The 13,549-nt window shown below is 64.1% G+C and carries 11 protein-coding genes; all 11 read right to left on the bottom strand.

What is annotated here, in order from left to right; all coding sequences use genetic code 11:
• Positions 1–13: 13 nt before the first annotated feature.
• Positions 14–682, bottom strand: coding sequence for a phosphoglycolate phosphatase (gene gph / locus H0S73_RS07535; RefSeq protein WP_181051570.1), 669 nt, complete (start codon positions 680–682; stop codon positions 14–16).
• 88 nt (positions 683–770) lie between these two features.
• Positions 771–1,868, bottom strand: a complete 1,098-nt coding sequence (locus tag H0S73_RS07530) for an ABC transporter ATP-binding protein (RefSeq protein WP_181051569.1) — start codon at positions 1,866–1,868, stop codon at positions 771–773.
• 29 nt (positions 1,869–1,897) lie between these two features.
• Positions 1,898–3,640: an ABC transporter permease gene (locus H0S73_RS07525; protein ID WP_181051568.1), complete on the bottom strand. Its 1,743-nt coding sequence runs from the start codon at positions 3,638–3,640 to the stop codon at positions 1,898–1,900.
• Between the two features lie 75 nt (positions 3,641–3,715).
• On the bottom strand, positions 3,716–5,038 hold the full coding sequence (locus tag H0S73_RS07520; RefSeq protein ID WP_181051567.1) for an ABC transporter substrate-binding protein: 1,323 nt from the start codon (positions 5,036–5,038) through the stop codon (positions 3,716–3,718).
• Between the two features lie 200 nt (positions 5,039–5,238).
• Positions 5,239–6,588 (bottom strand): sigma-54-dependent transcriptional regulator, encoded by a 1,350-nt coding sequence (locus tag H0S73_RS07515; protein ID WP_181051566.1) that lies wholly within the window; start codon positions 6,586–6,588, stop codon positions 5,239–5,241.
• Entirely contained in the window at positions 6,585–8,489 is a 1,905-nt protein-coding gene (locus tag H0S73_RS07510) for an ATP-binding protein (RefSeq protein ID WP_181051565.1), read from the bottom strand. The genes H0S73_RS07515 and H0S73_RS07510 overlap by 4 nt, the downstream gene beginning before the upstream one ends.
• The gene (locus H0S73_RS07505; RefSeq protein ID WP_181051564.1) at positions 8,486–9,853 is read right to left on the bottom strand and encodes an ABC transporter substrate-binding protein; all 1,368 of its coding nucleotides are present in this window, start codon (positions 9,851–9,853) and stop codon (positions 8,486–8,488) included. The genes H0S73_RS07510 and H0S73_RS07505 overlap by 4 nt, the downstream gene beginning before the upstream one ends.
• Before the next feature lie 95 nt (positions 9,854–9,948).
• On the bottom strand, positions 9,949–10,788 hold the full coding sequence (locus H0S73_RS07500; RefSeq protein WP_181051563.1) for an inositol monophosphatase family protein: 840 nt from the start codon (positions 10,786–10,788) through the stop codon (positions 9,949–9,951).
• 77 nt (positions 10,789–10,865) lie between these two features.
• Positions 10,866–11,714, bottom strand: coding sequence for an inositol monophosphatase family protein (locus H0S73_RS07495; RefSeq protein ID WP_181051562.1), 849 nt, complete (start codon positions 11,712–11,714; stop codon positions 10,866–10,868).
• 14 nt (positions 11,715–11,728) lie between these two features.
• Complete coding sequence (locus H0S73_RS07490; RefSeq protein ID WP_181051561.1) at positions 11,729–12,352, bottom strand: protein-tyrosine phosphatase family protein; 624 nt, start codon at positions 12,350–12,352, stop codon at positions 11,729–11,731.
• A 56-nt stretch (positions 12,353–12,408) separates the two neighbouring features.
• On the bottom strand, positions 12,409–13,536 hold the full coding sequence (locus tag H0S73_RS07485; RefSeq protein WP_181051560.1) for an ABC transporter ATP-binding protein: 1,128 nt from the start codon (positions 13,534–13,536) through the stop codon (positions 12,409–12,411).
• Between the last annotated feature and the right edge of the window lie 13 nt (positions 13,537–13,549).

The following is a 13,549-nucleotide window of genomic DNA, read 5'->3' as shown; positions in this document are numbered from 1 at the left end:
TGAATTCAGATGCTCATGCGGCTGCGGTGTTCGCCACGATCGGCAGCAGCTCGGACATGGTGTCGATCAAACGATCCGCGCCGAGTTCCGCATGAGGCTTGTGGCTGTACCCGTAGGTGACAGCGAAGGTGCGCACGCCGGCTGCCCGGGCCGCCTGCACGTCATGGTAGTTGTCGCCGATCATGAGCGCCGCCTCGGGCGCGACGCCCAATTGTTTCAATGCCGCAAGGATCGGAGCGGGGTGAGGCTTGCGCTCGGGAAGCGTATCGCCCCCAATGACTGCATCGAAATAGGTCCGCAGGCCGAGCGCCTCGAGAATATCGATGGTCGCCCCAAACGGCTTGTTGGTGACGACCCCCAGCGGAAGCCCAAGAGCGCGCAGACCTGCCAGCGTGTCCGCGACACCGGGATAGGCCTCGGTATGGCGAGACGCATTGGCCTCGTAGATTTCGAGAAACCGCGTGACCAGCGTAGGGAGGCGCGACAAGTCCCCTCCTGTCGCCGCAATGGCCCGCTCCACGAGCTTGGGAGCCCCGTCGCCGATCATGGATTTGACCTCGCCGAGGTCGATCTGCCGGAGGCCTTCCTGCACCAGGAGGATATTCACTGCGTCCCTCAGATCGCGGGCGCTGTCCACGAGGGTTCCGTCCAGATCGAAGATGATGGCTTTCAAGAGAGACATGCGGTCGGTACTAGCGTTTGGGGAATGTCGTGACAATGGCGGAAGGATGCGTCCCTTCCGCCAGGCGGCAACGTCGCTGCAGGCCACCTCAGGCGGCGAGCCAGAGGGCGGAACGCAGGGAAAGGCCGATCTCGACAGCCGAGCCCGTCTGGCGAAGCGCCTCTCCCGAATGGAAAGGCGTGTCGATGGAGACCTCCGCGGCCCCGATCCTAACCCCATAGCGCAGGGTCGAGCCCAGGAACTCGCTATGCACGATGGTGCCCGGCAGAAGGATATCCCCGGCGCCGCTCCTGCCCAGAGAGGCGTGCTGCGGCCGGAACACGAGCTTGGCCCCATCCGGCACGACCACGTGCGCCGGGATCGGCAGGCGAACCCCGCCGTCGATGTCGAAAAAGCGCTCGCCCCCCTCGCGCGCCACGCGCCCCGGCAGGATGTTCGCCGTGCCGAGGAAGTTCGCCACGAACAGGTTGGCAGGCTTCTCGTAGAGCTCCATGGGCGTGCCGACCTGCTGCACGACGCCGTCGTTCATGACGGCAATCCGGTCGCAGATCGTGTTGGCCTCTTCCTGATCGTGCGTGACGAAGATCGTCGTCAGGCCGAGGCGCTGCTGCAGGTCGCGCAGCTCCCTGCGCACTTGCACGCGCATCTTCGCATCGAGGTTGGACAGAGGCTCGTCGAGGAGCAGCACCTTCGGCTCGATGGCGATGGTACGCGCGACCGCGACACGCTGCTGCTGCCCGCCGGAGAGCTGCGACGGGCGCCGGTCGGCCAAGTGGGCGAGCCCAACGAGTTCCAGCGCGGCCGCGACGCGCCTGTCGATCTCGGCCTTCGGAACCTTTCGCTCCTCCAGGCCGAATGCGACGTTGCGCTTCACGGTCATGTGGGGCCACAGGGCATAGGACTGGAAGACCATGCCCACGTCGCGCTTCCAGGGCGGAAGGTGGGCCACGTCGCGGCCGCCGACCAGGACTTCGCCGCCATCGGCCTGATTGAATCCTGCGATGAGACGCAGGAGCGTCGTCTTTCCGCAGCCGGAAGGCCCGAGGAAGGCAAAGAACTCACCGGGCCGGATGTGCAGGTTGATGCCCTTGAGGACATGGTTGCTGCCGTAGGACAGGTCGACATTGCGAATATCGACGTCGACCGCTTTGGTTTCGAGTGACGAGATGGGAAATGGCTGGTTCATGGCTGTGGTTTCCTCCGGGGCGGACGCGGTCAGCGTCCGGCCGCCTTGGCCTTTTGGCTTTTTTCGATGATCAGGTGGGACGCGAAGGTGCATAGCGCGACGAGAAGCACGGCGATAACGCCCAAGGCCGCGCCGGGACCGCGGCCCGCTGGCGACTGCATGAAGACGTATAGCCCGTAGGCGAGCGGCGCGTCCGCGTTCGACTGAACGAGCATCAGCGTCGCCGAGAGTTCCACGGCGGCGGTGGCGAAGCTCGTGACGAAGCCTGCCAGAATGCCGCCGCCCATCAGCGGCAGCACGATGCGGCGGATCGTATGCAGCTTGGTGGCTCCGAGATTCTCGGCCGCCTCCTCGAGAGAGACCGAGATCTGCTGCAGGGCCGCGTAACAGGCGCGCAGGGCGTAAGGCAGGCGCCGGATAGCCAGGGCGAGCACGATCATGATCCACAAGGCCGCGAGCGGCGTGCCGTCGGGAAGCTGCACGCCGTAGAAGGTGCGCAGATAGCCGATGCCGAGCACGACGCCCGGGATTGCCAGCGCGGCGGTGGCCGCCCAGTCGAGCCATTCGCGACCGATCAGCTTCGTCCTGAGCACGAGATAGGCAATGGCCGTGCCGAGAACCACGTCGATCAGGCCCGCGATGGATGCATAGATCATCGTGTTCTTGACATAGACAAAGCTCTCGCCGAACACGCGCCCGTAATGAGCCAGGGTATAGGCGTCAGGCAGCGGGCTGAAGGACCAGACGGTTGCGAAGGAGAGCAGCAAGAGCCCGAGATGCGGCGCCAGGACCAGGAACAGGATAAGCAGGACCGCCCCATAGGCGATGGCGCTTTCCCACGGCCGCATCCGGCGCTTGGCCAGACCGCCGCCACCGCGCTGCACCGTGGCGTAGTCCTTCCCGCGCATGGCCCGCGCCGAGATCCACATGGCCAGGATCGACATGCAGATCAGCACCACGGAGATCACGTATCCCATCGGATCCGCGATGCCGATGGAGGTGACTCTGAGATACGCCTGCGGGGCGAGCATATCCTTGACGTTCAGGAGCAATGGCGTGGCCAGATCGTCGAAGACCTTGACGAAGACGAGCGATGCTCCCGCGATGTAGCCGGGCATGGCGAGCGGAAATACGATGCGGCGGAACAAGCGGAAGCCGGAGCTGCCGAGATTCTGTGCCGCTTCCTCCATGGCCCGGTCGATGTTGCGCAATGCCGCCGAGAGATTGATCAGGATGAACGGGAAATAATGCACGGCCTGAACGAAGATGACGCCGTTCAAGCCTTCCATGAAGGGAATTTTGACCCCGAACCAATCGTCGAGAAGCAGGTTCACCGTCCCGTTGCGGCCGAACAGCAGCAGCATCGCGACCGCTCCGACGAAAGGCGGCATGATCAGAGGGAGGAAGCCGAGCGTCTGGATCAGCATCGCGCCGCGGAACTCGAAGCGCGTGGTGATGTAGGCGAGCGGCAACGCGAAGACCGATGCGACGACCACCGACATCGCGGAGACATAGACGGAATTCCAGAACGAGCGGATGAACAGGTCTGTCCGCGCGAAATCGAGGAAGTTGACGAGGGTGAATTCGCCCGTACCCTTCTCCGTGAAGGCGACGTAGATCACCGTGGCGACGGGGACGACAAGGAAAAGAAGCAGGAAGATGGCAATTCCGAAGGCCAGGGCGATCTGCCCCGGCGATGCCGACAGCGTTTTGAAATACTTGGAAGACACGGACGGCGCTCGTGCTCGCCCGGCAGTGGTGGCGCCAGCCATGGACGCTCTCCTCAACAGTCGATAAATGACTTTGACGGGCGGCTCAGGCCCAAGGCCGAGCCGCCCGATGGACGATCAGCGGGCCAGCTTCTGGGCCTGCTCAGCCTTGGCCTGAGCCTGCTGATAACGCCCCTTGGCGAAGGCAGCCCATTTCTGCTCGAGCTCGGCCTGGCGCGCGCCCTTCTCCTTGCCGCCCGTGAAGGCTCCGGCGATTTCAGGCGACGAGGCCTCCTGCTCGGTCACCGGCATGGCGGCCACGAGGTCGCGGGCCTCCTTCACCAGGGCCTTGGCGTCGGCATTGTCCTTCTTGGCGATCGCGGCTTCGGCGTCCTGGATGGCCTTGGTGGCCGCTTTGAGGGCGTCGAGCTGGAACGTCACGGTCTGATCGTAGAGCACGTCGACGACGTTCGTGCGCTTCTCCGAGACGTCCACGTTGAACTTCACCCGCGCCCCGAGGGACGGATTCTTGAAGGGATTCGGGTAATCGGCCGGAGCCTTGGAATAGACGGCCGGGTTCACGGGAAGGCGGCGGATGCTCGGCTCGAGGAGAACTTCCTGACCGGCGGGAGAGACGAGATAATCGACGAAGGCCTCGGCCGCTGCCCTGTTGGGCGCATTGGCGATGACGCCCACATTCGCCGGCACGATGGTCGTGACCGTCGGATACACGAACTTCACGGGGAAGCCAGAGGCTTGGGACGAGAAGGCAAAGAAGTCGATCACGATGCCAAGACCGACCTGCCCCGAATTGACGGCTTCCGGAACGCCGAAAGAACGCTCGGTGATCTGGCGAAAGTTGCCGGACACTTCTTTCAGGGTGCGCCAGCCCTGATCCCAACCCTCGCCCTGGAGGATCGTTTCGATCGTCAGGTGCGTCGTGCCGGAGCGAGAAGGCGCCGCCATGGCAACATGATCGAAGTAGACCGGCTTGGCGAGATCCTGCCAGTCCTTGGGCTCGGGCAGCTTGTTCGCCTTGGCGTAGCGGTCGTTCCACATGATGCCGTAGCCCGAAGCCGCGAAGCCGGAATAGAAATTCTCCGGATCGTTGATGGGATAGGAACCGATCTTGTCAGGAATGCCCTCGGCCTTCGGTTTGTACTTCTGAAGCAGGCCCTTGCCCTTCAGGACCTCGAAGGCATCCGGGGCTGAAGCCCAAAAAACGTCGACCTGATTGTTGGCTTTCGTCTCCTCGACGAACTTCACGCCCGCGTTGGTGTTACGGTTCTGCACGTCCAGGGTCACACCCGGGTGCGCCTTCTCGAAGGCCTGCTTGAACGGGTCGGTCACGTCCTTTGAGAACGAGGTCACGACAGTGACCTTGCCGGATTGGGCGAAGGCCGCGCCCGTGAACAGGGCAGTACCGAATAAGGCCGCCGCGGCGACAGAATGGCGAAGCATAGGTTTCCTCCAGCTCGATGGCTCTTGACTTGGGTCCGCGCGAAGGCGGCCGCGATGCCTAGAGCAATAATCGTGCCAAACTTGGCCTTGCCGCTTCGCGCCCGTTTCAAGGAGGAATTTTCAGGTGCAACGCCCGAACGGGCAGCCATAGGGGAAAGGATGGTAACGGTCCCCGCCTGCCATGGGGCGCATGTGTAACGTCAGGCCTCGACCTCTCCCGTCCGCCCGAGATCGTATTTCTTCATTTTCAGGTAGAGGGTCTTGCGCGTGATCCCGAGCGCCTCCGCAGTGGCGCCGATGCGCCCGCCGAAGCGCACGAGTGTTTCCTCGATCACGCGGCGCTCTGCGATCTCCATCTGCCGCTCCAGGGTCGGTGCGCCATGAAAGTTCAGATCCGCGTGAGGCGGCTCGTCCTCGTCGAGGCCGAGAAGATAACGCTCGGCCGCGTTGCGCAGCTCGCGCACGTTGCCTGGCCATTCCTGCTGCTGGATCCTTGCAAGGAACGATGGTCCGAGCGCCGGCGCCGCCCTCGCCTGCCGGGCGGCCGCGAGGTGGAGGAAATGGGTGAAGAGCATCGGCACGTCTTCCCGCCGCTCGCGGACAGGAGGGAGACGAACCGTGACGACATTGAGCCGATAGACCAGATCCTCGCGGAACGCGCCTTTGCCGGCGAGTTCGGTGAGATCAGCCTTGGTGGCCGCGATGACACGGATATCGACGGGAATTTCCTTGTTCGACCCGAGCCGCTCGATGGTGCGCTCCTGAAGCACCCGCAGCAGCCGGATCTGCGCCGTCATGGGCATGGACTCGATTTCGTCGAGAAAGAGCGTGCCACCGCTCGCATGTTCGATCTTGCCGATCCGTCGCTCGCGGGCTCCCGTGAAGGCGCCTGGCTCGTGACCGAAGAGCTCACTCTCGATCATGGTCTCCGGCATCGCACCGCAATTGACCGCCACGAACCGCCCATTCCGACGCCGTCCGAAATCGTGGAGGGCGCGGGCGGCGACCTCCTTTCCCGTGCCGGTCTCTCCGAGGAGGAGCACGTCGGCCTCGGCATCCGCGAGGGTCCGGAGATTGCGCCGCAGCCGCTCGATGGCGCCGGAGCGGCCGATGAGCCGGCCCGCGATGGAATCGTGATCGCCCCCCCCTGCCCTGAGGGACCGGTTCTCGAGAATGAGGCTCCGGTGCGCAAGGGCGCGTCTGATCGTCTCGACGAGCCTCACCGGATCGGCCGGTTTCTCGATGAAATCCCAGGCTCCGGCTCGAACCGCCTTGATGGCCATCGGCACGTCGCCATGACCGGTCACGAGGACGACCGGGATCTCGGAATCGACTGAACGGACCGCATCGAGAAGCCCGAAGCCGTCGAGCCCCGGCATCCGGACGTCGCTCACGATGACGGCGGGACTATCGGGCGACAGGAGCGCAAGCCCGGCCTCGGCCGAGCCGACGGCCGTAACCTCGAACCCATCGAGCTCCAGCGTCTGCCGGTAAGCGTCGAGGACTTCCTGATCGTCGTCCACCAGGACGACCTTAGACTCCGCATTCATGATCTGCTCGCCGCCAGATGGATCGCAAAGGTCGTTCCCGTCGGCCCTGTCCTCGCCAAGATCAAGTCTCCTCCGAAATCTTTGACGATGTTGTACGACATCGAGAGCCCGAGGCCGAGCCCCAGGCCTGCTGGCTTGGTGGTAAAGAACGGGTCAAAGATGGCGGCGCGGTGCTGATCCGCGATGCCTGACCCGTTATCGGTTACGGCCAGGTGAACACGCCCTCCCCGGGCTTCGGCGCTGATCTCGATGCGCCGGTCCGCCTGTCCGCCCAGGACATCGAGCGCATTCGAGATCAGATTGACGACCACCTGCTCCAGCCTGACTTCCTCGGCCAGAACCGACAGAGGAATGTCGGGAAAGATCATCCGCACTGCGACCTTCTCCTCGTCGATGCGCTGCTCGAACAGGCTCAGCGCTCCTTGGACCACCGCCTGGAGATCGACAGCTTCGAGACTCGTGGCCGGGCGACGGGCGAAACGCTTGAGATGCTTGATCAGCTCGGCCATGCGGGCCGTCAGGCCCTGGATCCGGTCCAGGCTCGCCCTCGCCTCCTCCGTGCGGCCGCGCTGGAGCAGCACGGCACCGTTATAAGCGTGCGAGCGGATCGCCGCGAGGGGCTGATTGAGCTCGTGGCTGATGCCCGCAGCCATTTGGCCGAGCGCCGCCAGCTTGGCAGCCTGGACCAGATCGTCTCGAGTCTGCCGGAAGACCGCGAGGGCCCGGGCGAGATCGCCAAGTTCGTCGTTGGTGGGAGGGGGAAGGACCGGCATCGTGGGACCGCTCGCAATGGTCGTCGCGGCCAGCGTCAGCCCCTGGAGGCGAGAGACGAGATTCCGGCGGACATAGAACCAGCCGATTGCGCTTGTGATGGCCAATGACACGACGGCGATTGCCAGAAGGAGATTTCGTCCGATCACGATGGCGTCGGCGGAGCGTTCCGCGGCCCTGCGTGCAATCGCTTCCGTGCGACTGACCTCCTGCGACACGAGTGTGCCGAGCTGGGTCACGAGACGCCGGTTCCCGGCGAGAAGCGCCTGCGCGTCAGCAATGGCCGCGAGCTCGGCCCGCTTAACGGCCGCAAGGCCTGATGCCGGGTCGGAAACGGCCAGCAGGCGCGCGGCCATCTGACTGATCGTGATCGTATCCGTCCAGCTGGCGAGCGCCTTGGTCTCCAGGTCGAGCTGATCCGTCATCTCACCGAGAAAGTTGCTCGTCTCCTGGAGATCCTCGACCGTCGGCACGGTACCAAGCCGCCCCAGCAGTCCCACGATCAGGTTGGCATGGGCATTGATGGTCAGGAGAGCTTCGCTCTTGCGGCTCTCTTCCAGCAGCGTCCGGCGGCCGGCCTCGGCTGCCTCACCCGGCGCGGCCCTGCCGATGGCAGTCTCCATGTTGAACCGAGCGTCATCGATCAGCGGCTCGATCTCCTCGATCAGGTCGGCCTGCAGCCATCGCAGCTCCTCCCCGATTTCCCGCGAGCGCTCGTGCAGGGGGAAGCGCCGGTCGGCGATCTGGTCGATGGATTTGAGGTTGGCTTCGATTCCCTCCGTTACCACAAGAAGCGCAGGCGAGAGGGAGTGCTCGTCATTACGCTCGTTGAGGACCGACCGGAGCACGGCCAGACGTTCGACGAGCGTCTGGCGAATGCGGTCATAGGCTTCGCGCCGCTCCGCCACCGCAAGATCGGGAGTGCTGGCGATCACGTTCGCACCTGCCTCCGCGAGGCGCGCGGAGAATGCGAGTGCCGGGAGATGGGCCGTCGCGACGGAATTCAACTCCTCGCTGAGGCGAGCATAAGACAGCCAGCCCACGATGCAGGCACCGACCGCGAGCCCGCCCACGCCGAGAAAGGCGATAATGAGGCGTCCACCGATTCCGAGCCGCGTCCGCCGGATCATGGCCGCGCAGCCTCCGGGGTCGCATCCCAGCCGGCACTGTCCATTCTCGCGGACGCAGCAGCCAGGGCGCGTGTCGCCACACGCATGTTGTCGTCGATCCGCGCCTTGATGCGCGCTTCGAGCCGGGCCTGGGGTTCGGGCGTGGGAAGCCCCCGCCGCACACGCACGAGGTCTCTCCAGCGCTCCAGCTCCATGGCCTCGGCGCCGTTCAGAGGCGGGCGGGTCAGGGCACCGCGTGCCTCACTCACGAGCCTAGCCAATTCCGCATCCGACCGTTCCGATAAGGACGCCTCCAGTGAGCGCACGGACCGCCACAACCGTCCCAACTCGGATCTCCGGAAGGTCAACATCTCGTCGAAGATGATATTGACCAGCTCGTAGCGTGCGGCCGAGAGGCCCGCGTCGAACAGCCCCCTGGCGAACAAGCCGGTCTGTCGGAAGGGATTCCCGTCCGCTGCCCCGTCGGCCGGATAGGCGGCGGGAGAGATCGGCAGCCGCGCGACCGTGGGATTGAGCAGCAGAGCTTGGCCTTCGGGCGACAGAACGAAATCGACGAAGCGCTCGGCCCCGCTCCGATTGGCCGCATCCGTCAGGATCGCGATGCTGGCGGGCACGAACAGCGTCTCCTCCGGGAGAGCGAACCTTGTCGATCCCTTCGGCATACCTTCCGGGTTCGCGAGGAAGTCGATCGAGGGACCAATCCCGAACCGTCCACGGGCAACTCCTGCAGAGACGCCGAAGCTGCGCGCGGTCACGGTCGCGAGATTGCCGCCGATCTCGGACCACATGGCCCACCCGCGATCCCACCCGTAGCCCTGAAGAATGGCCTCGACCATGAGATGCATCGTGCCCGAGCGCGACGGGGAGCTGATGCCGATGTGCCCGGCATAGATGGGCGCGGCGAGATCACTCCAGCGTCTGGGGACCGGCAGTCCTCGCCGCTCGACATAATCGGGATTGTACACGAACCCATAGCCCGACAGGGCGAAGCCGAGATAAGTCAGGTCAGGATCGTTCACCGGATAACCGGCGATGAGGTCCGGCGCTCCCGTGGAACGGGGCTTCAGCACGGCCAGCCGTCCCGCCCGCTTCAGGATCTCGAAGGCATCCGGCGCCGACGCCCAGAAGATGTCGGCCCTGTGCCTCCCGCCGGAGATATCGGCGATCGCCGTCGTCGTCTTGCGCTGCACGAATTCGAGGGAGATCGCGGGGTAGCGGGCCTGGAAGGCACCCTGGAACAATTCGAGAACCTGCGGCGGAAAAGACGTCAGGACGCGCACCTTCTCAGCCGCAACGGCCGTCGCCGCAGTAGGGGCCGCATGGGCGAGCAATACAGCCAGACAGATGAGAATTGTGCGAAGCATGAACAGGTGAAGCGGCCAGTGTCGGGCTGCATCATAGGCCCGAGACCGACCGGCCGATCAAGTCATTCTTCAGAAAGCCGAATACGTCATTCGGCCTAGCCGGCGACGACGGGCCGCCAGAACAGCGCCTCCTGAATCGTCCTCCAGCTGTCCGCATCGGGGGCACAGATGATGCCACCTGTATGGCGGGTCGGGTCATACGGCGATCCGTCGAACCGTGCGGAATATCCGCCGGCCTCACGATGGAGAAGCCAGCCGGCCGCATGGTCCCACGGCATCAGTTTCGAGTGAACAAGGAAGTGGTAATGTCCGGCGGCTGCCATGCGGTACTCGTGTGCCGCGCAGCGATAGGACGCGACGGCTCCGAAACCCGTCAGGTTCGCCGCTACGGTCGATCGCATGGGTTCCTGCATATGGTTCCAGGACGCGCAGCCCGACATGTCCCGGACGGGAACCGGAGCCGCGACGCGAAGGTCGACGCGCTTGCCGGAGCGCCGGATCCATGCTCCCTCCCCGCGAACGGCTGTCGCGGTGTCGTCCCCGACCGGATCATGGATCCAACCGGCGACGATGTTCCCTCGCATCACGGCTGCCACCATCACTCCGAACAAGGGAAGACCCGAGGCGAAATTCTTGGTGCCGTCCACCGGATCGATCAGGAAGGCAAGTTCCGCATCCGCCAGCCTGTTCAGCAGGGACGGGTCGCTCTCCGTGGCCTCCTCGCCGATCATGACAGCCTGGGGAAAGATTCGCCGCAGCCCGCGGCTGATCATTCGTTCGGCAGCCTCGTCGGCATCCGTTACGAGGTCCATGGCAGAGGATTTCTGCCGAACCTCGTGGGCTGCCAGATTGCGGAAGCGGGGCATGATCTCGAGCCTTGCGACGTCGCGGAGAAGCTGATCCACGGCTTCGGCATCATGGGTCGAGAACGGCATCGGGACGCGCTTTCATATATCTCGGGAAGAGCCGAGTCTGCGTTTGGCGGGCGGGATCGGGTCGTCGCCATCCAGGATCAAGGGGTCGAATTCGGTCGGTCCATTCCCATCGCTTGGACGAGAGGGATCTTCAGACCCGATGTGCAGCCGAGCACGACGTTGCCGTCGCACAGTCCGGAATTGGCCAGGAAATCGTTCACCCAGCCTCCGGCTTCCTCAATCAGCAGCAGCCCGGCCAAGGCATCCCAGGAATTCATGTGCAGTTCGCAGTAGCCGTCGATCCGGCCGGCCGCCACGTAAGCAAGAGCGAGCGCGCCCGAGCCGCCGCGCCGGACGCCGGCGCCATCCGTCAGGATCCTGTCTACAAGCTCGACATATCGACTGAGCGGCAGGCGGGTCGACCAGCCCGCCTCGATCGTCGCCGATTGCATATCTGACAATCCACTGACCCGGATGAGCTCGCCGTTCAGGGTTGCTCCCCGGCCACGCTCGGCCGCGAACAACTCGTCCTGCATAGGATCATAGATGATCCCGATCTGCGTCTGACCATTCTGGACATAGGCAATGGAGATGCAGAACTGCGAGATCCCGCGCACGAAGTTCGCCGTGCCGTCGATGGGATCCACCACCCAGACATCGCTGTCGAACGATCCCCCTCCCTCCTCGCCGAAGAAGGAGTCCTCAGGAAAGCTCTCCAGCATTCGCATCCGGATCAGGCCCTCGACCTCTGCGTCGACAGCCGAGAGGTAGTCCTGATGGCCCTTGAGATTGATCCCGGCGGTACCGGGACGCCCATTGAAACGGCGGCGAGCCAAGGCCCCCGCCTCGCGCGCGATCGCGCATGCGACGGAGAACCTGAGATCGGCTTTCTCCGCCACAGGCAAAGAAACGGCATCCGAAGCCCTGGCAATGTTCGAGAAGGCCATAAGGGTCTATCCTGTTATCGGCTGGAGGAGACGGCCCGCGGGACCGGATGCTTGTCGCTTTCGATCCGCTGGATCCACGCAGCAGCGTGGCGGGCGGCCCCGATCAGCATCGGCTTCGGCGTCTCCATCCATTCGTCAGGGTGGAGTTCACGCGTGACGCGCAGGTGATCGATGGCTGAATCGAGGGTTGGGAAGCGGTCGGGAATCTGGATGTGAATATACAAGGCCGCGAGGATCACGGACCGGCTGCGGCCTCCCCGGCAGTGGAGCAGGACATTACCGCGACGCCGATGCGGATAGGTGTAGCGGTCCGGCAGCTGCTGGTTCAGGGCACCGTCGAGCAGGTAGTAGCCTGCAAGCAGCATGGTGTCCGGATTGCCCGCATCGTCGATGAGGCCCAGCTTGTAGTTCCGAACGGGCCCATGAGGCGACGCGATATCCGAGGCTCCTACGCCGGCCGTGTAGTCGATATCGAGATTGACGGCGCAGTTCACCACGATGGCGATGTCGTTGCTCTCGAGCATCTCCCGGTCCGATGCCGCATTTGCGTCCCCGACATAGAGCTTGACGCCGAATGGCGGAAGATCGTCGACGATCAGGCTCATCGGAGGACGGGGGAAGTTGAATTGGGTTGCCATCTCAAATCCTAAATTCATCAACGTATTGCCGCGGCAGATGGGCCTTGTGTCTGCGTTCATGCAGCATGGGATGCACCGAGAACGGGCGCCCCCAGTGGGACACGATTGCCGGTTCCCTTGTCGAAGAAGGTGAGCTGGTCGGCTGGAAATTCGATCCAGATGTTCTTCTTCGGCAGGGAGGTCTCGAAGCGCGGGATGAGCGCCGTGACCCGGTGACCTTTGACCGAGAGCGAAATGATCGTCTGCGATCCGGTAGGCTGAACGATGTCGACTTCCGCCGGCAGACTGAACGGGCCCTGCCGCTCGACGATCGTGATGTTCTCGGGACGGATCGCGAACGTCACTGGACCATCCCCGCGCTGCAGGCCCGCGGGAACGGAAATGACGCTGTCCTCGAAGCGCATGACGCGTTCGCTCCCGCTCCTACTCAGAACTCCATCGAAAAGATTGATCCTGGGATCGCCGATGAACTCGGCGACGAAGAGATTGGCGGGGTTATGATAGATCTCGTAAGGCGATCCCTGCTGCTGGATGACGCCGTCCTTCATCACCACGACGATATCCGACATGGTGAGCGCCTCGACCTGATCGTGCGTGACATAGACCGTGGTCGCCTGCAGCTCGCGGTGCATGCGCTTCAGCTCGGTCCGCATCTCCGTCCTGAGCTTCGCGTCGAGGTTCGACAGAGGCTCGTCCATGAGCAGGATCGAGTTTCGGGCGGCGATCAGGCGGGCTACGGCGACGCGCTGCTGTTGACCGCCCGATAGCTCGGATGGGTAGCGGTCGGCGAGCCCTGTCAACTGGACTTTCGCGAGGGCTTCGGCAAGCCGCTCCTCGATCACCTGCGCCGGCTTCTTCGCCTCCGAGAGCGCCAGGGTGATGTTCCGGTCGACCTTCATGTTGGGCCAAAGCGCATAGCTTTGGAAAATGAACCCGAGGCCGCGCCGTTCAGGCGGGACGAAGACACCTGTCCCGCTGGAATAAACCGTCTTTCCACCGAGCACGACCTCTCCGGTGGTCGCCTGCTCGAGGCCGGCGATGACGCGCAGGGTCGTGGTCTTGCCGCAGCCCGACGGACCGAGGAGGGTCACGAAGCTTCCCTTTGGGATGTCGAGGTCGAGACTCGGAAGGGCCAGATGGCTTCCGTACGACTTGGTGATGCTTCTGAGGGTGATTTCAGACATGGGCACTCTCTCG

The sequence above is a fragment of the Microvirga mediterraneensis genome (genome assembly GCF_013520865.1).
Lineage (GTDB): Bacteria > Pseudomonadota > Alphaproteobacteria > Rhizobiales > Beijerinckiaceae > Microvirga > Microvirga mediterraneensis.
Note: the sequence above shows the minus strand (reverse complement) of the source record. Positions and strands in the feature narration are given on the sequence as shown.

What these genes read in the sequence shown, in the direction of transcription:
- H0S73_RS07510 (WP_181051565.1), bottom strand. Translation starts at nt 8,489, where the DNA reads ATGATCCGGCGGACGCGGCTCGGAATCGGTGGACGCCTCATTATCGCC.
- H0S73_RS07485 (WP_181051560.1), bottom strand. Translation starts at nt 13,536, where the DNA reads ATGTCTGAAATCACCCTCAGAAGCATCACCAAGTCGTACGGAAGCCAT.
- H0S73_RS07520 (WP_181051567.1), bottom strand. Translation starts at nt 5,038, where the DNA reads ATGCTTCGCCATTCTGTCGCCGCGGCGGCCTTATTCGGTACTGCCCTG.
- H0S73_RS07505 (WP_181051564.1), bottom strand. Translation starts at nt 9,853, where the DNA reads ATGCTTCGCACAATTCTCATCTGTCTGGCTGTATTGCTCGCCCATGCG.
- H0S73_RS07500 (WP_181051563.1), bottom strand. Translation starts at nt 10,788, where the DNA reads ATGCCGTTCTCGACCCATGATGCCGAAGCCGTGGATCAGCTTCTCCGC.
- H0S73_RS07515 (WP_181051566.1), bottom strand. Translation starts at nt 6,588, where the DNA reads ATGAATGCGGAGTCTAAGGTCGTCCTGGTGGACGACGATCAGGAAGTC.
- H0S73_RS07530 (WP_181051569.1), bottom strand. Translation starts at nt 1,868, where the DNA reads ATGAACCAGCCATTTCCCATCTCGTCACTCGAAACCAAAGCGGTCGAC.
- H0S73_RS07525 (WP_181051568.1), bottom strand. Translation starts at nt 3,640, where the DNA reads ATGGCTGGCGCCACCACTGCCGGGCGAGCACGAGCGCCGTCCGTGTCT.
- H0S73_RS07495 (WP_181051562.1), bottom strand. Translation starts at nt 11,714, where the DNA reads ATGGCCTTCTCGAACATTGCCAGGGCTTCGGATGCCGTTTCTTTGCCT.
- H0S73_RS07490 (WP_181051561.1), bottom strand. Translation starts at nt 12,352, where the DNA reads ATGGCAACCCAATTCAACTTCCCCCGTCCTCCGATGAGCCTGATCGTC.
- gph (WP_181051570.1), bottom strand. Translation starts at nt 682, where the DNA reads ATGTCTCTCTTGAAAGCCATCATCTTCGATCTGGACGGAACCCTCGTG.